22 protein-coding genes are annotated in these 21,773 nt (G+C 72.5%); 4 read left to right on the forward strand and 18 right to left on the reverse strand.

What is annotated here, in order from left to right; genetic code table 11:
- Positions 1-137: 137 nt before the first annotated feature.
- The 14 genes from AC07AL_RS35045 to AC07AL_RS35110 all read right to left on the reverse strand — a co-directional run bounded on the left by AC07AL_RS35045 (position 138) and on the right by AC07AL_RS35110 (position 14,758).
- Positions 138-779, reverse strand: coding sequence for a GNAT family N-acetyltransferase (locus AC07AL_RS35045; RefSeq protein ID WP_363583782.1), 642 nt, complete (start codon positions 777-779; stop codon positions 138-140).
- Positions 780-977: 198 nt separating this feature from the next.
- Positions 978-1,802: a MetQ/NlpA family ABC transporter substrate-binding protein gene (locus AC07AL_RS35050; protein ID WP_363583784.1), complete on the reverse strand. Its 825-nt coding sequence runs from the start codon at positions 1,800-1,802 to the stop codon at positions 978-980.
- 58 nt (positions 1,803-1,860) lie between these two features.
- Complete coding sequence (locus AC07AL_RS35055; protein WP_363372851.1) at positions 1,861-2,598, reverse strand: methionine ABC transporter permease; 738 nt, start codon at positions 2,596-2,598, stop codon at positions 1,861-1,863.
- On the reverse strand, positions 2,595-3,620 hold the full coding sequence (locus AC07AL_RS35060) for a methionine ABC transporter ATP-binding protein (RefSeq protein ID WP_063346838.1): 1,026 nt from the start codon (positions 3,618-3,620) through the stop codon (positions 2,595-2,597). Before AC07AL_RS35060 ends, AC07AL_RS35055 begins: the two co-directional genes overlap by 4 nt.
- Before the next feature lie 578 nt (positions 3,621-4,198).
- The gene (locus tag AC07AL_RS35065; protein ID WP_363583790.1) at positions 4,199-4,702 is read right to left on the reverse strand and encodes a GNAT family N-acetyltransferase; all 504 of its coding nucleotides are present in this window, start codon (positions 4,700-4,702) and stop codon (positions 4,199-4,201) included.
- A 488-nt stretch (positions 4,703-5,190) separates the two neighbouring features.
- Positions 5,191-5,448, reverse strand: a complete 258-nt coding sequence (locus AC07AL_RS35070; RefSeq protein WP_159398377.1) for an RNA polymerase sigma factor — start codon at positions 5,446-5,448, stop codon at positions 5,191-5,193.
- A gap of 107 nt (positions 5,449-5,555) precedes the next feature.
- Positions 5,556-6,992 carry an argininosuccinate lyase gene (argH, locus tag AC07AL_RS35075; RefSeq protein WP_363583792.1) on the reverse strand — a complete coding sequence of 479 codons (1,437 nt, stop codon included), beginning with the start codon at positions 6,990-6,992 and terminating at the stop codon, positions 5,556-5,558.
- Between the two features lie 44 nt (positions 6,993-7,036).
- The gene (locus tag AC07AL_RS35080; RefSeq protein WP_363583794.1) at positions 7,037-8,230 is read right to left on the reverse strand and encodes an argininosuccinate synthase; all 1,194 of its coding nucleotides are present in this window, start codon (positions 8,228-8,230) and stop codon (positions 7,037-7,039) included.
- Between the two features lie 171 nt (positions 8,231-8,401).
- Positions 8,402-8,950 carry an arginine repressor gene (locus AC07AL_RS35085; RefSeq protein ID WP_063346843.1) on the reverse strand — a complete coding sequence of 183 codons (549 nt, stop codon included), beginning with the start codon at positions 8,948-8,950 and terminating at the stop codon, positions 8,402-8,404.
- 23 nt (positions 8,951-8,973) lie between these two features.
- Positions 8,974-10,179 (reverse strand): acetylornithine transaminase, encoded by a 1,206-nt coding sequence (locus tag AC07AL_RS35090; protein WP_363583796.1) that lies wholly within the window; start codon positions 10,177-10,179, stop codon positions 8,974-8,976.
- Entirely contained in the window at positions 10,176-11,051 is an 876-nt protein-coding gene (gene argB / locus AC07AL_RS35095) for an acetylglutamate kinase (protein WP_350878043.1), read from the reverse strand. Before argB ends, AC07AL_RS35090 begins: the two co-directional genes overlap by 4 nt.
- Positions 11,052-11,195: 144 nt before the next feature.
- Complete coding sequence (gene argJ / locus AC07AL_RS35100) at positions 11,196-12,350, reverse strand: bifunctional glutamate N-acetyltransferase/amino-acid acetyltransferase ArgJ (RefSeq protein ID WP_400477584.1); 1,155 nt, start codon at positions 12,348-12,350, stop codon at positions 11,196-11,198.
- A gap of 14 nt (positions 12,351-12,364) precedes the next feature.
- Entirely contained in the window at positions 12,365-13,393 is a 1,029-nt protein-coding gene (gene argC / locus AC07AL_RS35105; RefSeq protein ID WP_363583798.1) for an N-acetyl-gamma-glutamyl-phosphate reductase, read from the reverse strand.
- A gap of 162 nt (positions 13,394-13,555) precedes the next feature.
- The gene (locus AC07AL_RS35110) at positions 13,556-14,758 is read right to left on the reverse strand and encodes a methyltransferase (RefSeq protein WP_478319359.1); all 1,203 of its coding nucleotides are present in this window, start codon (positions 14,756-14,758) and stop codon (positions 13,556-13,558) included.
- An 82-nt stretch (positions 14,759-14,840) separates the two neighbouring features.
- Here AC07AL_RS35110 and AC07AL_RS35115 point away from each other — a divergent pair, with 82 nt between their 5' ends.
- Together AC07AL_RS35115 and AC07AL_RS35120 are read left to right on the forward strand one after the other, a co-directional pair.
- A complete protein-coding gene (locus AC07AL_RS35115; protein WP_063346847.1) occupies positions 14,841-15,266 on the forward strand; it encodes a VOC family protein in 426 nt (141 codons plus the stop codon).
- Positions 15,267-15,328: 62 nt separating this feature from the next.
- Entirely contained in the window at positions 15,329-15,703 is a 375-nt protein-coding gene (locus AC07AL_RS35120; RefSeq protein WP_063346848.1) for an RNA-binding S4 domain-containing protein, read from the forward strand.
- Positions 15,704-15,734: 31 nt separating this feature from the next.
- Here AC07AL_RS35120 and AC07AL_RS35125 read toward each other — a convergent pair whose 3' ends face one another.
- Positions 15,735-16,241, reverse strand: a complete 507-nt coding sequence (locus AC07AL_RS35125; RefSeq protein WP_363583804.1) for an FBP domain-containing protein — start codon at positions 16,239-16,241, stop codon at positions 15,735-15,737.
- Between the two features lie 210 nt (positions 16,242-16,451).
- Positions 16,452-17,336, reverse strand: coding sequence for an SAM-dependent methyltransferase (locus AC07AL_RS35130; protein WP_363627456.1), 885 nt, complete (start codon positions 17,334-17,336; stop codon positions 16,452-16,454).
- Between the two features lie 275 nt (positions 17,337-17,611).
- Between AC07AL_RS35130 and AC07AL_RS35135 the strand changes: the two genes are divergently transcribed.
- Positions 17,612-18,571, forward strand: coding sequence for a polysaccharide deacetylase family protein (locus tag AC07AL_RS35135; RefSeq protein ID WP_363583808.1), 960 nt, complete (start codon positions 17,612-17,614; stop codon positions 18,569-18,571).
- A 50-nt stretch (positions 18,572-18,621) separates the two neighbouring features.
- Here the strand turns inward: AC07AL_RS35135 and AC07AL_RS35140 are convergent, their stop codons facing one another.
- Positions 18,622-19,440: an SDR family NAD(P)-dependent oxidoreductase gene (locus AC07AL_RS35140; protein WP_350877926.1), complete on the reverse strand. Its 819-nt coding sequence runs from the start codon at positions 19,438-19,440 to the stop codon at positions 18,622-18,624.
- 283 nt (positions 19,441-19,723) lie between these two features.
- Here AC07AL_RS35140 and AC07AL_RS35145 point away from each other — a divergent pair, with 283 nt between their 5' ends.
- Entirely contained in the window at positions 19,724-20,593 is an 870-nt protein-coding gene (locus tag AC07AL_RS35145) for a 3-hydroxybutyryl-CoA dehydrogenase (RefSeq protein WP_400844134.1), read from the forward strand.
- A gap of 69 nt (positions 20,594-20,662) precedes the next feature.
- Here the strand turns inward: AC07AL_RS35145 and AC07AL_RS35150 are convergent, their stop codons facing one another.
- Complete coding sequence (locus AC07AL_RS35150) at positions 20,663-21,505, reverse strand: chitosanase (protein ID WP_363583812.1); 843 nt, start codon at positions 21,503-21,505, stop codon at positions 20,663-20,665.
- Between the last annotated feature and the right edge of the window lie 268 nt (positions 21,506-21,773).

Here is a 21,773-nt window from a genome sequence, read left to right on the forward strand (position 1 = left end):
GCGCCGGTGTGCGGCGCCGGAGCAGAGGCTACCGGGTGTGATCCCCTCGGCGCCGACATCTCGTACACATGTCCGTGCCGAGCCGGTGGCGGATCAGCGGCACGAACGGCTCAGGCGGCACGCGCGAGCGGGGCGGCTCAGTCGCGCAGCACGTAGCGGTGGTCGCCGTGCCAGCCGGTCCGCTGCGGCTCGGGCTCGGGCGCGTCCAGGTCCTCCGGGAGCAGGCTCCACAGGATGAGGTCGCTGCGGCTCTCCACGACGGCCTCACTGGACTCACCCCGGACTATCCAGGCGCTGCGCAGCACGCCCTCGCTGATGCCGCCGATCTTCTGGGCGACCTGCTGGGCGGCGGTGTTCCCGGCGGCGGTGCGCAGCTCCAGGCGCAGGAAGTCGCGGTCCTCGAACAGCCACTGGCTGACGCCGAGGACGGCCTCGGGCGCGTAGCCCTCGCCGCGGGCCCAGGAGGCGGTGACGTAGGAGATCTCGGTGCTGCGCAGGCGCCAGTCGGTGTTGCGCAGTTCGACCAGGCCGACCAGGCGCTGGGTGAGGTGCTCGGTGACGGCGAAGACGATGCCGCGGCCGGCGGCCCGGTGGGCGGGGGCGAGGGTGCGGGCGAGTTCGGTCGCGTACGCCTCGGTGAAGGGGTGCGGCAGATCGGTCCAGGCCAGGACGAGTTCGTCCGCCATCATCGTGGCCAGGCCGGGCGCGTCGTCCTCCGCAAGGGGCCGCAGCAGAAGCCGTTCGGTGCTGATGGCGGTCTCGGGGAAGCTCGCTGCCATGCCGTCTCTCCTCGCCGGGTCGTGAACACAACACCGTACGCCCCCGCCGTGCCCCGGGTGTCACGCGGTGCGCCGCCCGCACGACGGTACGTCAGAACGCCGCCGACCAGGGCTCCCCGGGTGCATCCTGCCCGACCGGGCCCCCGCCGAGGTGCGGCGGGGGCCCGGTCGGGGTCAGGGCATGGATCGGACCGCGGCTCAGAAGGCCGGGATGACCGAGCCCTGGAAGGTGTCGTCGATGTACTTCTTGACCTCGTCGGAGTGCAGCAGCTCGGCCAGCTTCTTCACGCGCGGGTCGTTCTCCTTGCCCTTCTTCACGGCGAGGATGTTGGCGTACGGGTTGCCCTCGGCCTTCTCCAGCACCAGCGCGTCGGTGGCGGGCTTCAGGCCGGAGTCGAGCGCGTAGTTGCCGTTGATGACGGCGGCGTCGAGGTCGGCGATGGAGCGGGGCAGCTGGGCGGCCTCCAGCTCCTTCCACTTGAGGTTCTTCGGGTTGCCCGTCACGTCGGCCGGGGTGGCGGCGGTGGTGACGCCGTCCTTCAGCGTGATGAGCTTGTTGTCGGCGAGCAGCTTGAGCGCGCGGCCCTCGTTGGTGGCGTCGTTGGGCAGGCCGACGGTGGCGCCGTCCGGCAGGTCGGCGATCGACTTGACCTTCTTGGAGTAGACGCCGAGCGGCTCCAGGTGCACGGGCTCGACCGAGACGATGTCGGTGCCGTGCTTCTTGTTGAAGTCCTCCAGGTACGGGACGTGCTGGAAGTAGTTGGCGTCGGCCGAACCGTCCTGCACCGCCGTGTTGGGGGTCACGTAGTCGGTGACCTCCTTGATGTCGAGCTTGAGGCCCGCCTTGGCCGCGAGGTTGTCCTTGACGAACTTGAGGATCTGCCCGTGCGGGGTGGGGCTGGCGATGACCTTGAGCGGCGCGTTCGGGTCCGAGGAGGAGGACCCGGAGCTGCCGCACGCGGCCAGCGAGAGGGCGATGCCGGCGGTGGCGAGGATGCTGGTGAACTTCAGGGCGTTGCGCACGAAAAGTGCCTTTCTGCGTGATACGGGGAGCCGTGGTCCGGTGTCGGACCCGGGAGGTCTAGGGGGCGACGAGGTCCTCGTCGGGGGCGGCCGGTCCGGCCGGGGTGCGGCCCAGCAGGCGGGTCCGGCCGCCGGTGCCGCCGCGGTTGGCGAGGCGCCGGACGGCGAAGTCGCCGATCAGCTGGACGGCGGTGACGAGGATCACCAGCTCGGCCACGATGACCCACATGAAGGCCGTCTCGAAGCGCTGGTAGCCGTAGTTGACGGCGAGCGTGCCGAGGCCGCCGCCGCCGACCGTGCCGGCCATCGCGGAGTAGCTGATCAGCGTGATGATCGTGGTGGTCACCGAGGCGGCGATGCCGGGCAGCGCCTCCGGGAGCAGCGTCTTGCGGACGATCGTCCAGGTGCTGCCGCCCATCGCCTGGACGGCCTCGACCAGGCCGCGGTCGACCTCGCGGACGGAGGTCTCGACCAGGCGGGCGAAGAACGGGATGGCGCCGATGGTGAGCGGCACGGTCGCCGCCTGCCAGCCGATGGAGGTGCCGACCAGCCAGCGGGTGAAGGAGATCAGCGCGATCATCAGGATGATGAACGGCACCGAGCGGGCGATGTTCACCACGAAGGCGATCGACTTGTTGACGGCCCGGTTGGCCAGCAGCCCGCCCTTGTCGGTCAGCACCAGCAGGATGCCCAGCGGCAGGCCGAGCAGCACGGTGACGGCCGTGGAGACGCCGACCATCTGGAAGGTCTCCTGCGTGGCGGGCCCCATCAGGGCCCACATCTGGTCCCAGGTCATGCCACCGCTCCGTCCGCCGCGCCCAGTACGTCCACCTGTAGGCCCTGCTCGCGCAGGTAGCCGATCGGCACCACGTTGTCCTGGTGTCCGCCGGAGAGCTCGACCCGCATCCGGCCGACCATCCGGCCGGCGATGGTCTCCACCGCGGCGCCGAGGATGTTGATGTCGATCTGGTAGGTGCGGGCCAGCTGGGAGACGAAGGGCTGGGCCGAGGAGTCGCCCTGGAAGGTGATCTCCAGCACGGTCGAGCCGGGGTGGCCGGTGCCGAACTCGCTGAGCGGGAACAGCTCGCGGGCCAGCTCGGAGCCGGGCTCGGCCAGCAGGTCGGTCAGCCGGCCGGACTCGACCACCCGGCCGCCGCGCATCAGGGCCGCGGAGTCGCAGACGGACTTGATGACGTCCATCTCGTGGGTGATCAGCAGGACGGTGAGGCCGAGCTGCTGGTTGAGGTCGCGCAGCAGCTTGAGGATCGAACGGGTGGTCTCCGGGTCGAGCGCCGAGGTGGCCTCGTCGGAGAGCAGCACCTTGGGGTCGCCGGCCAGGGCCCGGGCGATGCCGACGCGCTGCTTCTGGCCGCCGGAGAGCTGGTTGGGGTAGCTGCGGGCCTTGTCACCGAGGCCGACCAGGTCGAGCAGTTCGGCGGCCTTGCGGCGGCGCTGGGTGCGGTCCAGCCCGATGATCTCCAGCGGGAGCTCGACGTTCTGCTGGACGGTCCGCGAGGAGAGCAGGTTGAAGTGCTGGAAGACCATGCCGATCCGGCGCCGCGCCTCCCGCAGCTCCCGGCCGGCCCGGTTCTCGCCGCCGGACAGCGCGGTCAGCTCGACCCCGTCCACCGTGACGGTGCCGGAGGTCGGACGCTCCAGCATGTTCACGCAGCGGATGAGCGTGGACTTGCCGGCGCCGCTGGTACCGACGACTCCGTAGACCTCGCCAGGGCGGACGTGCAGGTCGACGCCGGCGAGGGCGCTCACCTCGCGGCCTCGGGAGCGGTAGACCTTCGTGAGGTCCGTGGTGGTGATCACAGCTGCTTCCGTGGGTCGGGGGCGGGCGGCGGGCGGCCGCCCGACCGGGGTGCGGTCGGCGACGTGCACGGCGCTTCGCCAGGGGGATCCGGACCTGCCACCTCTTGATCGTGGCCGCTGAGCGGCCGGGCCGCGCGACGGCGTGGCCCTTACGAGTCATCGGGCACGAGTCACGGGCACGAGTCGTCGTGGACGACCACCCGCCCATGGGCGGGCAGGCGGGAGAAGGGGTGTGGCAGGCTGGGCGCGCTCGCACGGACGGGAACGACGCCGGGTCTCGCTTCGGGGCGCGAGGTGGGGGCACCCTCAACCGGGTGCCGGGGGCGGTGGCCCTCAGCGGTGACACATTCGACGGCACATGGCGCGCTCACCTGCCGGCAGGGTGCCGGTGGGGGTCCATTTCGTCGTCGCAGTCATGTGAGCCAGTAAATCAGATGGGTCGATTTGGACCCAATTACTTGGATGTGATGTCCGCAATGCGGACACTCGACGCCGCCACCAGCGACGATGCGGCTCGGCGCCGCCACCGGAGTGTCCGGATGGTGGCGGCGCCGTGCGGGCCGGAACGGGCGGAGGGCTCAGGCGGTCGCGGCGAGCGACACCACGGCGGGCTTCTCCAGGTGTACCAGGCTGAGCCGGTCGGTGACCTGCTCGACCGCGGACTGCCGGTAGCCCAGGCGGGTGTACAGCCGCAGGTTGCCGAGGCTGCGGTGGCCGGTGAACAGACGGTAGGAGGTCACCGGACGGCCGTCCTCGGCAAGGCGGCGCTCCAGCGCGTCCAGCAGCCGGCCGCCCAGGCCGTGCCGCTGCATCCTCGGGTGGACGACCAGGCGCCCTATCCGGCCGACGCCCTCGGCGTCGACGTGACCTCGGATGGTGCCGACCACCTCGTCGCCCAGCCGGGCGACCAGGACGTACTGCCCGGACAGTTCGGCGCGCAGGCTCTCCAGGCTCTGCGTCAGGGGCTCGATCGCCCAGTCGCCGTACAGCTCCGCCTCGGGCTGGTAGCCGAGGTACTGGAGCTTGAGGATCTGCTCCGCGTCCTCGGCGTCCGCCGCCGAGATGATCACGCTCATGCCCATGTGCTGGGGCCTCCCCATCGTCGTGCCCGGCGCGCAAACGTGAGGGTGACGCACCGGATGCCCTGCCGGAGATGTCCCGGTCGGGGATCTGCCCTGACCGGGGGTGGCGCACGAACGTACCAGCCGCGCGGCCCGGAAGTGACCGGGTCGACGGCGACGCGCTCACGCTCAGTATCCGAGTGATCGCGGCACCGTCAAGAGCTACGTTCGCCAGCGCTCTACCCGTGTGTCAGCTGCTCTCAACCTTCGGGGCGTTCGACGTGGCGAGGGTCACGCGGGGGCGGGGCGGGCGGTGGGGCCGGTGGCGGGCGCCGCGCGCGGGGCGCGGCCGGGGGCGGCGACGGCTCGACGTGGCGAGGGTCACGCGGGGGGCGGCGGCCGACGGCCGCGGCCGACGGCGGCGGGCGGGCGGGCGGAACGTCACTCGGGCGGAGCCGCCTCCGGGGTGATCTGCGTGCGGAGCGTCACCGGCCGCTCGCGGGTACCCCTCACGGGTACCGCTCGGCGTGGAGGAGGATCCGCAGGCAGGCGAGGCAGCGGGAGCGGGTGGGCCCGATCGAGCCGCGCGGCATGCCGAGGCGTTCGGAGAGCTCCCGGTAGGTCGGCGGCGGATCCTCGGCGAGGGCGGCGACCAGCTCGGGGCAGCGGCCCGGCAGGCCGGCCACGGTCTCGCGGACCACGCGGCGGCGGCGTTCGGCGAGGAAGACGTCCTCGGCGGAGGGGACGGGCGGAAGGGTTGTGCACACACCGTGCATGACGGGCCGAGGCGGGCCGGGTTACGCCCGACCGGGGGTGCGGACGCCGGAGGGGCGCGACGGTCGGACCGTCACGCCCCTCCCCCGCAGACCGGTGGTCAGCCCTGGATCCACTCCTGCTGCCGCGCCAGGTCCGCCTTCACCTCGGCGAGCTGGACCGCCACCGCCGACGGCGCGGTGCCGCCGCGCCCGTTGCGGGAGGCGATGGCGCCGTGCACGCTGAGCACCGACCGGACCTCGGGCGTCAGGTGCACCGAGATCGCCGCGAACTGCTCGTCCGTCAGGTCGGACAGCTCGATGCCCTCGGCCTCGCAGACCTTGACGCAGGCGCCGGCCACCTCGTGCGCGACCCGGAACGGCACGCCCTGCTTGACCAGCCACTCGGCGATGTCGGTGGCGAGCGAGAAGCCGGCCGGGGCCAGCTCCTCCAGCCGCTCCCGGTGCACGGTGAGGGTGGCCATCATCCCGGTGAACGCGGGCAGCAGCACCTCCAGCGTGTCGCAGGAGTCGAACACCGGCTCCTTGTCCTCCTGGAGGTCCCGGTTGTAGGCGAGCGGCAGGGCCTTGAGCGTGGCCAGCAGGCCGGTCAGGTTGCCGATCAGCCGGCCGGACTTGCCCCGGGCGAGCTCGGCGATGTCCGGGTTCTTCTTCTGCGGCATGATCGAGGAACCGGTGGAGAAGGCGTCGTGCAGCGTGATGAAGCCGAACTCCTTGGTGTTCCAGATGATCACCTCCTCCGCGATCCGGGAGAGGTTGATGCCGATCATCGCGGTCACGAACGCGAACTCGGCGACGAAGTCGCGCGAGGCCGTGCCGTCGATGGAGTTGCCGACCGAGCCGCCCTCGAAGCCGAGGTCGGCGGCGACGGCCTGCGGGTCGAGGCCGAGCGAGGAGCCGGCCAGCGCCCCGGAGCCGTACGGGGAGACGGCGGTGCGGGCGTCCCACTGGCGCAGCCGCTCGGCGTCCCGGCCGAGGGCCTGCACGTGCGCGAGGACGTGGTGGGCGAAGAGGACGGGCTGGGCGTGCTGGAGGTGGGTGCGGCCCGGCATCGCGGTGTCCGGGTGCGCCTCGGCGAGGCCGACCAGGGCGTGCTGGAGGTCGAGCACCAGGGCGCCGATGGTCCTGGCGTGGTCCCGCAGGTACATCCGGAACAGGGTGGCGATCTGGTCGTTGCGCGAGCGCCCGGCCCGCAGCTTCCCGCCGAGGTCGGCGCCGAGGCGCTCCAGCAGGCCACGCTCCAGGGCGGTGTGCACGTCCTCGTCGGCGACGGTCCCGGTGAAGGTGCCCGCCTGGACGTCGGCGAGCAGCTGGCCGAGGCCGGCCAGCATCGCGGCGAGCTCGTCCTCGGAGAGCAGGCCGGCCTTGTGCAGGACCCGGGCGTGGGCCTTGGAGCCGGCGATGTCGTACGGCGCGAGGCGCCAGTCGAAGTGGACCGAGGCGGAGAGCCTGGCCAGCGCCTCGGACGGGCCGTCGGCGAAGCGCGCGCCCCAGAGGCGGACGTCGGCGGTCTGGTCTGCGTGCTGGTCGGCGGACATCGCGTGGGCTCCTGACGGGGAAGGGGGGTGGGGACGGGAGGGGATCAGGCGAGGTCGCGGCGGGCGGCGAGCTTCGAGGACATCCCGAAGATCTCGATGAAGCCCTTGGACATCGACTGGTCGAAGGTGTCGCCGGTGTCGTAGGTGGCGAGGTTGAAGTCGTACAGCGACTGGTCGGACCTGCGGCCGTTGACCACGGCCCGGCCGCCGTGCAGGACCATCCGGATCTCGCCGGAGACGTGCTGGTTGGCCTCGTTCACGAAGCCGTCCAGCGCGCGCTTGAGCGGGGAGAACCAGAGGCCGTCGTAGACGAGTTCGGCCCAGCGCTGCTCCACCTGCCGCTTGTAGCGGGCGAGTTCGCGCTCGACGGTGACGTTCTCCAGGGCCTGGTGCGCGGTGATCAGGGCGATCGCGCCGGGGGCCTCGTAGATCTCCCGGGACTTGATGCCGACCAGCCGGTCCTCGACCATGTCCAGCCGGCCGACGCCCTGGGCGCCGGCCCGCTTGTTGAGCTCCTCGATGGCCTGGAGGACGGTGACCTTGCGGCCGTCGACGGCCACCGGGACGCCGGCGTCGAAGGTGATGACCACCTCGTCGGCCTCGCGCGGGGCGGCCGGGTCCTGGGTGTAGTCGTAGACGTCCTCGATCGGGGCGTTCCAGATGTCCTCCAGGAAGCCGGTCTCGACGGCCCGGCCGAAGACGTTCTGGTCGATCGAGTACGGGGACTTCTTGGTGGTGGCGATCGGCAGGCCCTTGGCCTCGGCGAAGGCGATCGCCTTGTCCCGGGTCATCGCGTAGTCGCGCACCGGGGCGATGCACTTCAGGCCGGGGGCCAGCGAGTTGATGCCGACCTCGAACCGGACCTGGTCGTTGCCCTTGCCGGTGCAGCCGTGCGCGACGGTGGTGGCGCCGTGCTTGCGGGCGGCGGCGGCCAGGTGCTTGACGATGACCGGCCGGGACAGCGCGGAGACCAGCGGGTACTGGCCCTGGTAGAGCGCGTTGGCCTTGATCGCCGGGAGGCAGTACTCGTCGGCGAACTCGTCGCGGGCGTCCGCGACCTCGGCCTCGACGGCGCCGCAGTCCAGCGCGCGCTGGCGGATCGCCTCCAGGTCCTCGCCGCCCTGGCCGACGTCGACGGCGACGGCGATGACCTCGGCGCCCGTCTCCTCGGCGATCCAGCCGATGCAGACGGAGGTGTCCAGTCCGCCCGAGTAGGCGAGTACGACGCGCTCGGCCACGGCTTTCTCCTTACAGCTCTACGTACAGGGTTTCCGTACAGGTTTACGGCGACAGGCATAAGTATGCACTAGTCCGTATGAAACACAAAACCCCGGCCGGGGAAGTCTCCACCGGTCGGGGTTTCGTGTCGTTGCGCGTCGTTGCGCGTCGGGGTCTCGCGTCGTCGCGCGCTACTGGGCCTTCGCCTGGGCGAGTTGCATGAGGTGGTCGGCGAGCGCCTGGCCGCCCGCCGGGTCCCGACTGATCAGCAGGACGGTGTCGTCGCCGGCGATGGTGCCGATGATCTCGAACACCTCCGCCTGGTCGATCGCCGAGGCGAGGAACTGCGCGGCCCCCGGAGGGGTGCGCAGCACCACCAGGTTGCCGGAGGCCGTCGCGGAGACCATCAGCTCGCCGGCCAGCCGGGCCATCCGGCCCTCGCTGGCCGACTCCCCCATCGGCGCGCGCGGCGTGCGGTCGCCGCCCTCCGCCGGGACGGCGTAGATCAGCGCGCCGTCCCGGTTGCGGATCTTGACCGCGCCCAGCTCGTCCAGGTCCCGGGAGAGCGTCGCCTGGGTGACCACGAGTCCGTCGTCGGCGAGCAGCTTGGCGAGCTGGCTCTGCGAGCGCACGGGCTGGCGGGTGAGCAGGTCCACGATCCGCCGGTGCCGCGCGGTGCGGGTCTGCGGCACCTGCGGCGACGGGCCTGCGGCGGACGGGCCGGAGTGGGAAACGGTCATGTGGTTATTCTCCCGGACAACGGTCAGCTCGCATCGACCGGGGCGCTCTCGCGCACCGCCCGCAGGACGCCCGGCAGAGCGGCGAGGAACGCGTCCGCCTCCTGCTCGGTCAGCACCAGCGGCGGGGCCAGCCGGACGGCGTCCGGGACGGCCGCGTTGACCAGGAAGCCCGCCTCCTGCGCGGCGGCCTGCACCCGTGCCGACACCGGCTCGGTGAGCACGATGCCGAGCAGCAGTCCGGCGCCGCGCACGTGCGAGACCAGCGGGTCGCCGATCGCCTCGACGCCCTGGCGCAGCCGCTCGCCCAGCTTGCGGACGTGCTCCAGCAGGCCCTCGGACTCGATGGTGTCCAGCACCGCGAGCCCGGCCGCCGCGGCCACCGGGTTGCCGCCGAAGGTGGTGCCGTGCTGGCCCGGGGTGAGCAGTTCGGCGGCCTCACCGAAGGCCAGCACCGCGCCCATCGGCAGCCCGCCGCCGAGCGCCTTGGCGAGGGTGACGACGTCCGGCTCGACGCCCTCGACGGCCTGGTGGGCGTACCAGTACCCGGTGCGGCCGACGCCGGTCTGGATCTCGTCCAGGACCAGCAGGGTGCCCGTGGCCCGGGTGATCTCGCGGGCCGCCCTCAGGTAGCCCTCGGGCAGCGGGATGGCGCCGTTCTCGCCCTGGACCGGCTCCAGGAAGACCGCCGCGGTCTCGGTGGTGACGGCCGCGCGCAGCGCCTCGACGTCGCCGAACGGGACGTGCGTGACGTCGCCGGGCAGCGGGCGGAACGGCTCCTGCTTGGCCGACTGGCCGGTGAGCGCGAGGGCGCCCATCGTCCGGCCGTGGAAGGCGCCCTGGAGGGCGACCAGGTGGGTGCGGCCGGTCCGGCGGCTGATCTTGAACGCGGCCTCGTTGGCCTCGGCGCCGGAGTTGCAGAAGAACACCCGGCCGCCCTCCCGGCCGTCCAGCCGCAGCAGCCGCTCGGCGAGGGCGATGGTCGGCTCGGCCATGAAGAGGTTGGAGACGTGACCCAGGGTGGCGATCTGCCGGCTGACCGCCTCGACGACCGCCGGGTGGGCGGTGCCGAGCGCGTTGACGGCGATGCCGCCGAGCAGGTCGGTGTACTCCTTGCCGTCGGCGTCCCAGAGCTTGGCGCCCGCACCGCGCACCAGCGCGATCCGCGGGGTGCCGTAGTTGTCGGTGAAGGTGTGCTGCCACCGGCCGGTCAGTTGCTCGTTCGCGGTCATGCCAGTCCCCCGGTCACGGTCTGTTCGTCGTCCGGCACGACCATCGTGCCGATGCCCTCGTCGGTGAAGATCTCCAGCAGCAGGCTGTGCTGCACCCGGCCGTCCAGGACGCGGGCGGTGCCCACCCCGGAGCGGACGGCGCGCAGGCAGCCCTCCATCTTGGGGAGCATGCCGCTGGCCAGGCTCGGCAGCAGCTCCTCCAGCTCGCTCGCGGCGAGTTGGCTGATCACGTCGTCGGAGTTCGGCCAGTCCGCGTAGAGGCCCTCGACGTCGGTCAGGACCACCAGCATCTCGGCGCCCAGCGAGACCGCGAGGGCGGCCGCGGCGGTGTCGGCGTTGATGTTGTAGACGTGGCCGTCGGCGCCGCGCGCGATCGAGGAGATGACCGGGATCCGGCCGTCGGCGATCAGCGCCTTCACCGCGCCGGCCTCGATGTTGACGATGTCGCCGACCAGGCCGATGTCGACCTGCTCGCCGTCCACCACCGCGTACCGCTTGACCGCCGTCATGGTGTGCGCGTCCTCGCCGGTCATGCCGACCGCGAACGGGCCGTGCTCGTTGAGCAGGCCGACGAGTTCGCGCTGCACCTGGCCGGCCAGCACCATCCGGACCACGTCCATGGTCTCGGGGGTGGTGACCCGCAGGCCGTTGGTGAAGCTGGACTCCAGGCCGAGGCGGTCCAGCTGGGCGCTGATCTGCGGGCCGCCGCCGTGCACCACGACGGGGTGCAGGCCGGCGTAGCGGAGGAAGACGACGTCCTGGGCGAAGGCCGACTTGAGGCTCTCGTCCACCATGGCGTTGCCGCCGAACTTGATCACGACGGTCTTGCCGTGGAAGCGCTCCAGCCACGGCAGCGCCTCGATCAGCGTCATCGCCTTGGGCAACGCGGTGTTGTTGCGGGCCTGTTCGCCCTTGGGTGCGATCTTCACGGGTGTCCCTCGTCCGAACGGGTGTCGCGCATCGGGTGTCGCGGATCAGGTGGCGCGCATCGGGTGGCGCGCGTCACCTGTCGGGCATCAGGTCGAGTAGGCGCTGTTCTCGTGGACGTAGTCGGCGGTGAGGTCGTTGGTCCACAACGAGGCACTCTCCGTACCGGCGTTGAGGTTCGCGGTGATGACGACCTCGCGGCCGGCCATGTCCACCAGGGTGCGGTCCTCGCCGACGCTGCCGTCCTTGCAGACCCAGACGCCGTTGATGGCCACGTCCAGCCGGTCCGGGTCGAAGGCGGCGTCGGTGGTGCCGATCGCGGCCAGCACCCGGCCCCAGTTGGGGTCCTCGCCGTGGATGGCGCACTTGAGCAGGTTGTTGCGGCTGATCGTCCGGGCGACGTCGACGGCCTCCTGCTCGGTGGCGGCGCCGGTGACGTCGATCCGGATGTCCTTGCTGGCGCCCTCGGCGTCGGCGATCAGCCGGCGGGCCAGCTCGGCGCTGACGGTGCGGACCGCCTCGGCGAACTCGGCCTCGTCCGGGACGACGCCGGAGGCGGCCGAGGCCAGCAGCAGCACGGTGTCGTTGGTGGACATGCAGCCGTCGGAGTCGATCCGGTCGAAGGTGGTGCGGGTGGCGCCGCGCAGCGCGGTGTCCAGGGCGGCGGCGTCCAGGTCGGCGTCGGTGGTGATCACGACCAGCATGGTGGCCAGGCTCGGGGCGAGCATGCCCGCGCCCTTGGCCATGCCGCCGACCGTCCAGCCCGCCGGGCTGGTGACCTGGGCGGTCTTGTGCACGGTGTCGGTGGTCTTGATGGCGATCGCGGCGGCCTCTCCGCCGGTCGCGCTCAGCTCCCGGGCGGCCAGCGCGACGCCGGGCAGCAGGACGTCCATCGGGAGGCGCTCGCCGATCAGGCCGGTGGAGGCGACGGCGACCTCGCCGGCGTTGAGCTCCAGTTCCTCGGCGACCTTCTCCGCGGTGGCGTGGGTGTCCTGGAAGCCGAGCGGGCCGGTGCAGGCGTTGGCGCCGCCGGAGTTGAGGACCACGGCGGACACCTGGCCGCCCTTGAGGACCTGCTCGGACCAGACGACCGGCGCGGCCTTGACGCGGTTGGCGGTGAAGACGCCGGCGGCGGCGAGCGCGGGGCCGTCGTTGACCACCAGGGCGAGGTCGGGGGTGCCGGAGGCCTTGATGCCGGCGGTCACACCGGCGGCCCGGAAGCCCTTGGCGGCCGTCACGCCCACGTTCGTACTATTGCTCACGGTGCGACTCCGTTCACGGGAAGGCCCAGCTCCTCGGGCAGGCCCAGGGCGATGTTCATGCTCTGCACCGCGCCGCCCGCGGTGCCCTTCACGAGGTTGTCGATCGCGCTGATCGCGATGATCCGCCCGGCGGTGGCGTCCAGCGCGACCTGGACGAGGGCGGTGTTGGCGCCGTAGACGCTGCTGGTCTGCGGCCACTGCCCCTCGGGCAGCAGGTGGACGAACGGCTCGTCCGCGAACGCCCCGGCGTAGGCGGCGCGCAGGCTCTCGGCGGTCACGCCGGGCCGCGCCTTGGCGGAGCAGGTGGCGAGGATGCCGCGCGGCATCGGGACGAGGGTCGGCGTGAAGGAGACGGTGACGGGCTCGCCCGCGACCGGGGTGAGGTTCTGCACCATCTCCGGGGTGTGCCGGTGCACGCCGCCGACGCCGTACGGGCTGACGTTGCCCATGACCTCGCTGCCCAGCAGGTGGGTCTTGGCGGCCTTGCCCGCACCGGAGGTGCCGGAGGCGGCGACCACGACGGCCTCCGGCTCGGCGAGTCCGGCCGCGTACGCCGGGAACAGCGCCAGGGACACGGCCGTCGGGTAGCAGCCGGGCACGGCGATCCGGTTGCTGCTCTTCAACGCGGCCCGGTGGCCGGGGAGTTCGGGCAGGCCGTAGGGCCAGGTGCCGGCGTGCGCGGAGCCGTAGAACTGCTCCCAGTCGGTGGCGGCGCGGAGCCGGAAGTCGGCGCCGCAGTCGACCACCAGGACCTCGTCGCCGAGCGCCTCGGCGACGGTGGCGGACTGGCCGTGCGGCAGCGCCAGGAAGACCACGTCGTGGCCGGCCAGCACCTCGGGGGTGGTGGGTTCGAGGACGCGGTCGGCGAGCGGGATCAGGTGCGGCTGGAGCGCGCCCAGCCGGGTGCCCGCGTTCGAGCCGCCGGTCAGCGCCCCGATCTCCACCTCCGGGTGGCCGAGCAGCAGACGCAGCACCTCGCCGCCCGCGTATCCGCTCGCGCCGGCGACGGCGACTCGCAATGCCATGGCGTTCCTCCTTTGTTGTGGCATGAATATACGCAGTACGGAACATTCATGCAAGGAGCTGCGGTCAGGACCCCGAAGAACGCCCGAAAACCGCCCTGCGTCCGCCCGGCCGGGCCGCCACCGGCCCGCGACCGAACAGCCACCGACCGAGCGGACGCCGGACTACCGCTTGACCGCGCGCAGCACCACGAACTTGGGGTTACCCGCCACCAGCTGGCAGTTCCCGAAGAGACGCCGCAGCTTGACGTGGTAGCCGAGATGGCGGTTGCCGACCACCCACAGCTCCCCACCCGGCCGCAGCGCCCGCCGGGAACCGGTGAACATCCGCCAGGCGGTGGCGTCCGTGGTGGCCTGGTGCGAGTGGAACGGCGGATTGTTCAGGACGAGGTCCACCGAGCCCGGGGGCGCCACCTCCGGCGCCAGCGCGTCGGCGGTCAGGAACTCCGCCCGGGCGTCCGGGCCCAGATTGGCGCGGAAGGTCTCCTCCGCCGACGCCACCGCCTGATGGGACTCGTCGACGAACACCAGCTCCGCACCCGGCCCGGCCAGCGCGGCGGCCGTGCCGACCACGCCGTTGCCGCAGCCCAGGTCGACCACCCGGGCCCCGGGCGCCGGGGTCGGCAGGTGGCCGAGGAAGAAGCGGGTGCCGATGTCGAGGCGCTCGGCGCAGAACGTGCCGGCGTGGTTGACCACCGTGCGCCCGGAGACCGCCCCGACGTCCGGCGGCAGCGCGTAGCGGTGCGGCCACGGGCTGGGGCCGGGGTCCAGCGCCGGATCCGGGGTGCAGAAGATCAGCCGGGCCTTGCGGGCGGCGAGCGAGGTGCGGGTCGGGCCGAGGATCCGCTCGAAGAGCTGGAGCGTGGAGGTGTGGATCTCGGCGACCATGCCGGCGCCGAGCACCACCGTGCCCGGGTGGACGGCGGGGGCCAGCCGGTGCAGCTGGTCCTCCAGCAGGGCCAGGCTCTTGGGGACGCGCACCAGCAGGACGTCGATCCGCTCCGGCGGGGCGTCCCGGGTGGTCAGCAGTCGGGCCGGGTCGACGGTGGCGCCGGCCCGCGCCAGGTTGGCCAGGGTGGCCTGCCGGCCGAGGTGGGAGTCGACGATCTGCACCGGCTCGTGGGCGGCCAGCGCGGTGGTCAACGCGCCCCAGCGGTCGCCCAGGACGACGATCCGGCGGCCGGCCAGGTCGGTCGCGGTGCCGGCGGCGCTGTCCGCCTCGCCCGCGAGGTGGCGCAGCAGGTACTCGTCGGCCGCGTCCCAGGCCCGCAGCCGCTCACGCGGGTCCTCCGGGAAGCGGGTGAGGTCGAAGGCGCCCCACGGCGTACTGAACTGGGTCGCCGCGGCGGGCGTGATCTCGGGATTCATCGTGTTCTCAGGCTATCCGACGGCCCGACGGGGAACCGTTTCGACGGATACTGGAAGTGCCCGGCCGAGAGGGGTGAGGGCGATGGACTGGAAGCTCGAAGTCGTGGTGGTCCCGGTGTCGGACGTGGACCGCGCGAAGCTGTTCTACGAGGAGCTGGTCGGCTTCACGGTCGACCACGACACCCGGTTGCGCGACGGGGTCCGGGTCGTCCAGCTGACTCCCCCGGGTTCCACGTGCTCCATCGTGGTGGGCACCGGGGTCATCGGGGCGCCGCCCGGATCCGTGAAGGGACTGCAGTTGGTCGTACCGAACATCGACAAGGCGCACGCCGAACTCGCGGCCCGGGGCGTCGAGGTCAGCCCGGTCCAGCACTTCGAGGCGGGCAGCCGGGTGGACGGGCACGGCGAGGCCTGGAACTCCTTCGTGTTCTTCAACGACCCGGACGGCAACGGCTGGGCGGTTCAGGAGGCCCCGCAGGCGGCCCGGATGGTGCCGGAGGCGGCGTAGCGGGCGCCGAGGGCTCGGGTTCGGGCTCGGGCCGGTTCGGGCGGCTTGGGTAGGCTCCAGGGATGGCTGAACACGAGGGAAGCGTGCGGGTGGACAGCTGGATCTGGTCGGTCCGGCTCACCAAGACGCGGGCGCTGGCGGCCGCCGCCTGCCGGGCCGGGCACGTGCGGGTGAACGGCGAACGGGTCAAGCCGGCCCAGGCGCTGCGCCCCGGGGACGAGGTGCGGGTCCGCGAGGAGGGCTACGAGCGGGTCGTCGTGGTGCAGAAGCTCATCCGCAAGCGGGTCGGCGCGACGGTGGCGGCGGACTGCCTGATCGACAACAGCCCGCCACGACCGCCGCGCGAACTCGTCGCGACGGCCGGCGAGCGGGACCGGGGCGCCGGGCGCCCGACCAAGCGGGAGCGGCGCGACCTCGACCAGCTGCGCGGGCACTGATCCCACCGGCGCGCGGTGTCGGCGAGTCCCGTCAGCGCTCGGTGTCAGCGAGCACCTTGGCGAGGAAGGCCTCCAGGTTCCCCACCGTCCGGTCGATCTGCCGCTCCAGCGGCAGCGACTCGTCGGGCCTGGTCACCAGGGCGGACTTCTTCAGCCCGCGCACGTACAGCGAGCAGGCGAGGTCGGCGCAGATGTACGTGCCGACGGTGTTGCCCTCCCGCCCGGCCGCCCCGGCCCGGCGGGCGGCGAGCAGCGCGACGCCGGAGCCCGCGTGCGCGGTGATGCACAGCGAGCAGACGTTGGTCTTGGTGAGGCTGCGGCGGACCGTCGGCACCCGCAGCGTCACGCCGACCGGCTCACCGTCGTACGAGGCCACCAGGTAGGCCCGGTCGGGCGCGCCCTGGTCCCGCCAGCCGAGGAAGTCCAGGTTCTCCCAGGGCAGTTCCGCCAGGCCCCGAGGGAGGTTGAGCCGACGGGCCTCGCCCTTGGAGCAGTTGACGAAGGACGCGCGGATCTCGTTCTCGCTCAGGGGTTCCATGTCGCGGAAGCTAGCACCGGCCCGCCCGCGCTGTCGTGCCAATTTCTCCCGGTACGTACCGGAGCGGGCCGCTGACGGTCCGTCGCCCACCAGGGTGCGCACCGGAGCGGGTGACGGGCTGTCAGTGGCTGAGCCTAGTGTTCGTGGTGTGCGAGGCCGGTCCCGGCGCAGGAGGGAGGCGTCGGGGCCGGACCGCCTCGTGATCCGGGGCTACCGCTTGAACGCGACGCCCGCGTAGGCGGAGACGTCCTGCCAGCCTTCGGGGAGTTCGGTGGTGGGGACGTGGCCGGGGGTGGGGCGCCAGAGCGGGAGTTGGACCAGGCCGGGGCCGGCGAACTCGAAGTCGCCGAAGAAGGGTTCGACGCCGGCGCGCGGGCGCAGCACCAGGGGGGCGCTGGCGCTGCGGTAGATGCGGGTGCCTTCGGCGGCGCTCTCCCGGGAGGCGAAGTCGGGGCTGCCGTGGGAGAGGATCAGCGCGCTGCCGGGGGCGAGCGCGTCGCGCAGGGTGCGGACGATCTGCTGGGCGCCGTCCTCGTCGCGGATGAAGTGCAGCACGGCGACGAGCATCAGCGCGACCGGCCGGGACAGGTCGACGGCGGCGAGCAGGCCCGGATGGCCGAGGATGGTGGCCGGGTCGCGCAGGTCGGCCTCGATGACCGAGGTGTGTCCGGCGGGGTGGCCGGCCAGCAGGGCGCGGGCGTGGGTGGCGACGATCGGGTCGTTGTCGACGTACACCACCCGGGCGTCCGGGGCGACCCGCTGGGCGACCTCGCTGGTGGAGCCGACGGCCGGGATGCCGGTGCCGATGTCGACGAACTGGCGGATGCCCCGGCCGGCGGCGAACTCCACCGCGTCGCCGAGGAACTGCCGGTTGGTGCGGGCCAGCAGCGGCAGCGCGGGGTAGGCCGCTATGGCGGCCTGGGCGGCCTTGCGGTCGGCCTCGAAGTTGTCCTTGCCGCCCAGGTAGTAGTCGTACATCCGGGCGGTGTGCGGGACGCCGGTGTCGAGCTCGCTCGGCGGCTGCCAGTCGTCCGCTCTGGCCCAGTCCCAGTCGGTGCCGGTGGCCTCGCCGACGGCCGCGCTGTCCTCGTGCATCCTGTTCCGCCCCCTCTGCCGTGCTCACTGCCGGACATGGCACCGCCTCGGCGGCCGGCGGGCCCGCCCGGTACCACGGGGGTGACCCCGCGTCCGGCCCGGCCACCCTCCCGTGGCGTGCGGTGCGCCGTGATCGTATCCGACGACACGCCGGTGAAACACCGGCAGTTCAGGTTTACGCAACGCCCGGACGGTGGTGTGTGTGCACGTCAATGGCGGTACCGGGGCGCTCCTCGGATCGCCGTGGGTGGCCACCGTCTCTATGCTGACTGCCGATGACTGCCGACCGCCGCACCGTACTGCGCACCGCCGTCCAGCTGGCCGCCCTGACCGCCGCCAGCGGGTTCCTCAGCGCGTGTGCCTCCGGCACCCCGCGCCGGGCCGACGCCGGGGTGCTCGCCGTACACCCGGGCACCCTCGACCCGCAGCACACCACCGACCCGGCCTGGAACGGCGGCGAGGGCCCGGCCTCCCCCGTGCCGTCCGCCCCGCCGGAGCCGCAGCCCATCGGGGCCGACCCGACCGCCGGTACCGACCCGGCCACCGGCGCGGAGCCGGCCGCCGGGGCCGCGACGCCGCCGACGCCCCCGCCGACGCCTCCGACGCCGCCGGTGCTGCCGCCGCTCGCCGCCGGCACCCCGGTCGAGGTGGTGAACGGGCCGCGCACCAGCAAGTTCGTGGCGCTGACCTGCCACGGCAGCGGCGATCCGAAGCAGGCCACCGCGCTGCTGGAGGCCGCCGAGCAGCGCGGCATCAAGCTGACCGTGATGGCGGTCGGCAGCTGGCTCGACCAGCAGCCGCAGATGGCCCGCCGGATCCTGGACGCCGGCCACGAGCTGGGCAACCACACCCAGAACCACCTCGACCTCTCGACGATGACGGCCGCCCAGGTGCACGACGAGATCGCCCAGTGCGCCGAACGGCTGCAGCGGCTCACCGGCTCGATCGGCCGCTGGTTCCGCCCGTCCGCCGCGCAGTACGCCACCCGGACGGTGCGCGAGCAGGCGAAGGCGGTCGGCTACGAGCACGTGCTGTCCTTCGACGTCGACCCGCGCGACTACAACGACCCGTCGGCCGCCGAGTTGCAGCGCCGGGTGCTGAAGTCGGTGCGCGGCGGATCGGTGGTCGCCCTGCACATGGGCCACCAGTGCACGGTGGACGCGCTGCCGGGCATCCTGGACGGTCTCGCCAAGGCGGGCCTGAAGCCGGTGACCGCCAGTCAGCTGTGCGCCTGACCGCTCTTCGTGGCAGGCCGTCCGAGGGGCACGCCGGCCGAGGGGCCCGTTCAGCCCATCGGGTCGTCCGCCTTGTACGGGCGCATCCGCAGCGTCCGGGCGTCCGCCGCGCGGATCTCCGCGGCCCGGTTGACCAGCTCCTCCAGGTCGTCCCGCCCGGCGTGGATGAACCGGCCGTGCAGGCCGTCGAAGCGGCCCCGGGCGGCGTCCACGGTGACCGCGACCATGTACGGGATGGAGCCCCAGGTCGTCGTGTCCTTGAACATCGGCATCGCGGCGGTCATGTCGGTTTCGACCGCGCCGGGGCTGATGTCGAGGATGACGATGCCGTGGCGGGCCAGCGAGTCCGCCATGTTGTCGGAGAGCTGGAGCAGCGCCCCCTTGGAGGTGGCGTACGCGGTGTAGTCGCCGTCCGGGCGCAGGGCGAAGCCGGAGTTGAGGTTGACCACCCGGCCGCGCTCCCGGGACACCATGCCGGGCAGGACGCAGCGCAGCAGGTTGTAGGGGCCGCGCAGGTTGGTCTCGATCACCTGCCACCACTGGTTCGCGTCGGTCTCCCAGAGCGGCACCTCCGCGCGGTCGACCAGGCCGGCGTTGTTGATCAGCAGGTCGATCGGGCCGAGGTCGCGTTCGACGACCCGGACGGCCTCGCGGACGGCGCCGGCGCGGGTGACGTCGGCGGTGACGGCGACGCCGCGGGAGCCGTGCCGGGCGCACTCCTTGAGGGTGTCGGTCAGCGTCCCGTGGGTGCGGCCGACCAGGCCGACGGCCATGCCCTCGGCGGCCAGGCCGATGGCGATCTCCCGGCCGATTCCCCGGCCCGCGCCGGTGATCAGGCCGACCTGTCCTGCGAGCGATCCCGTCGGCACCGTGTGCTCCCTTCCCGTCCCCGGCCCCCGTCTGCGGCATTCTTCCGGCCGCCGGGCGGGGGTGGCCCCGGGCGCACGGGCGGCGGGCCCGGCCTCACCCGTTCGGACGACGTCTCGCACTGGCACCCGGCCGGGGAGGGGGTGACCTACTGGCCGGTACGGAGTAGTAACGTCGTCGGGACGGTGACCGGTGCACCCATTCCGGCACACCGGCCCGTTGACCAGCAGCTCGCTGGGCCACCAGTTCGCTGGGCGATCCCCAGCACCACCGAAGGGCAACTGAGTGAGTGACATCGCGCGCGTCGGAGTGATCGGCTGCGGCCTGATGGGGTCGGGCATCGCGGAGGTCTTCGCCCGGGCCGGGCTGGACGTCCTGGTGGCGGAGGCCAGCGGCGAGGCGCTGGAGTTCGGCCGCACCCGGCTGACCAACTCCCTGGACACGGCGGTCAAGCGCGGCAAGCTGAGCCCGGAGCTGCGGGACGAGGCGCTGGCCCGGCTGACCTTCACCGTGGACCTGTCCGACTTCGCCGACCGCGACCTGGTGGTCGAGGCGGTCGCCGAGCGCGAGGACATCAAGGTCAAGATCTTCCAGACCCTGGACCAGGTGGTCGAGCGCCGGGACGCGATCCTCGCCTCCAACACCTCGTCGATCCCGATCGTGAAGCTGGCCGCCGCCACCTCCCGCCCCGAGCAGGTGATCGGCCTGCACTTCTTCAACCCGGCGCCGGTGCAGAAGCTGGTCGAGGTCATCCCGACGCTGACCACCTCGGCGGTGACCACCGAGCGGGTCGAGGCCTTCGCCTCCCAGGAGCTCGACAAGGAGCCGATCCGCGCCCGCGACCGGGCCGGCTTCGTGGTCAACGCGCTGCTGGTGCCCTACCTGCTGTCCGCGGTGCGGATGTTCGAGTCGGGTGTGGCCACCGCCTCCGACATCGACAAGGGCATGGAGGCCGGCTGCGCCCACCCGATGGGCCCGCTGCGGCTGTGCGACCTGATCGGCCTGGACACCATCGTCTCGATCGCCGAGTCGATGTACGACGAGTACAAGGAGCCGCTGTACGCGGCTCCCCCGCTGCTCTCCCGGATGGTCGACGCGGGCCTGCTGGGCCGCAAGTCCGGCCGTGGCTTCTACGACTACACCGCGAGCGCCTGAGCACCGGCCGGTGGACGGCGGCGGGGCCCGGGAGCGATGTGCCGCTCCCGGGCCACGCTTGGCGTCCCGTCAGCTGTTGATGGCGTAACTGTCGCCGTAGACCTTCCACTTGAGCGGCGGGTTGAGGTCGAAGTTCTTCGCGTTGAGGAAGACCGACTGCTCGGTGTCGACCCGGCTGGTGTCGGAGTGGGCCTGCTCCTTCTTCATGACCACCTTGCGGGCGTCCAGGAAGGCCTTGAGGTAGGTGGCCTCGTCGCCACCCTGGGCGGGGGTCTTGGCCTTCTTCAGGGCGGCGGCGCGGATGCCGCCGAAGCTGTCCGAGCTGTTGCCGGGGCCGTGCATGACGATGGCGTCGTAGTAGGCGAACTGGCCGAGCGCGCGCAGGCCGTCGGACTTGGCCTGGTTGACGGCGGGGTTGAAGTACACCCGGTCGCGCTCGTCATTCTGGGCCTGCTGGAAGACCGTGTCCTTGGCGGCGGCGGCCCAGTCGTTGACGAAGGGGGTGCCGAGGCCGGCGTGCGAGGCGCTGCCGTTGACCTTCTTCAGGGCCGGCAGGTACTTGGCGAGGACGTTGCCCGGCTTGAGGTCGGTGTAGTGCTGGACGAGGTCCAGCATGTCGCCGGTGCCGGAGCAGAAGCCGATGATGCCGCCGGTGTAGCCGCGCCCGTCGCCGATGTCCTCGATGTACTTGTACTGGGCCTTCCAGTCCAGCGAGGAGTTCTCCGCGCTGGACACCAGCTGCATCGCGATGTCCTTCTTGTGCGGGTCGTCCAGCCCGACTCCCTTGAGCTGGACGGACGTCGCGGACGGCGGCGCGGCGGTGGCGGCGCCGGCGGCCGCGACCGTGAGGGGGGCGGCCACCAGGGCGGCGGCGAGGGCGATGCGGAGGGCATGGTGGTGCTGGGGACGCATACGATGCTCCGTTTCCTCGGGGGGTTAGGAAACTTTCCTAACGAGAATTAAGGCCCTCCTTCCCTGTCCCCGCAAGGGTTTTGACAAAGTCTCTTCAAGGCTCTTCAAAGGCGCAGGTCAGACCACAGGCCCAGGGGCGGGCTCCGGGCAACGCGAAGGGCCCCGGGGGGGGGGGGGGGGGGGGGGGGGGGGGGGGGGGGGGGGGGGGGGGGGGGGGGGGGGGGCAGGAGGGGGGGGGGGGGGGGGGGGGGGGGGGGGGGGTCTCTTG

Source organism: Kitasatospora sp. NPDC043949, from assembly GCF_056435365.1.

Excerpts from the sequence above, each read along its gene's own strand:
- argB (WP_350878043.1), bottom strand. The coding sequence starts at position 11,051 with ATGACGCTGATCGAGGCGCTGCCGTGGCTGGAGCGCTTCCACGGCAAG.
- argC (WP_363583798.1), bottom strand. The coding sequence starts at position 13,393 with ATGGCATTGCGAGTCGCCGTCGCCGGCGCGAGCGGATACGCGGGCGGC.
- AC07AL_RS35150 (WP_363583812.1), bottom strand. The coding sequence starts at position 21,505 with ATGCGTCCCCAGCACCACCATGCCCTCCGCATCGCCCTCGCCGCCGCC.
- AC07AL_RS35115 (WP_063346847.1), top strand. The coding sequence starts at position 14,841 with ATGGACTGGAAGCTCGAAGTCGTGGTGGTCCCGGTGTCGGACGTGGAC.
- AC07AL_RS35130 (WP_363627456.1), bottom strand. The coding sequence starts at position 17,336 with ATGCACGAGGACAGCGCGGCCGTCGGCGAGGCCACCGGCACCGACTGG.
- AC07AL_RS35055 (WP_363372851.1), bottom strand. The coding sequence starts at position 2,598 with ATGACCTGGGACCAGATGTGGGCCCTGATGGGGCCCGCCACGCAGGAG.
- AC07AL_RS35135 (WP_363583808.1), top strand. The coding sequence starts at position 17,612 with ATGACTGCCGACCGCCGCACCGTACTGCGCACCGCCGTCCAGCTGGCC.
- AC07AL_RS35045 (WP_363583782.1), bottom strand. The coding sequence starts at position 779 with ATGGCAGCGAGCTTCCCCGAGACCGCCATCAGCACCGAACGGCTTCTG.
- AC07AL_RS35085 (WP_063346843.1), bottom strand. The coding sequence starts at position 8,950 with ATGACCGTTTCCCACTCCGGCCCGTCCGCCGCAGGCCCGTCGCCGCAG.
- AC07AL_RS35120 (WP_063346848.1), top strand. The coding sequence starts at position 15,329 with ATGGCTGAACACGAGGGAAGCGTGCGGGTGGACAGCTGGATCTGGTCG.
- AC07AL_RS35125 (WP_363583804.1), bottom strand. The coding sequence starts at position 16,241 with ATGGAACCCCTGAGCGAGAACGAGATCCGCGCGTCCTTCGTCAACTGC.
- argH (WP_363583792.1), bottom strand. The coding sequence starts at position 6,992 with ATGTCCGCCGACCAGCACGCAGACCAGACCGCCGACGTCCGCCTCTGG.
- AC07AL_RS35065 (WP_363583790.1), bottom strand. The coding sequence starts at position 4,702 with ATGGGCATGAGCGTGATCATCTCGGCGGCGGACGCCGAGGACGCGGAG.
- AC07AL_RS35110 (WP_478319359.1), bottom strand. The coding sequence starts at position 14,758 with ATGAATCCCGAGATCACGCCCGCCGCGGCGACCCAGTTCAGTACGCCG.
- AC07AL_RS35090 (WP_363583796.1), bottom strand. The coding sequence starts at position 10,179 with ATGACCGCGAACGAGCAACTGACCGGCCGGTGGCAGCACACCTTCACC.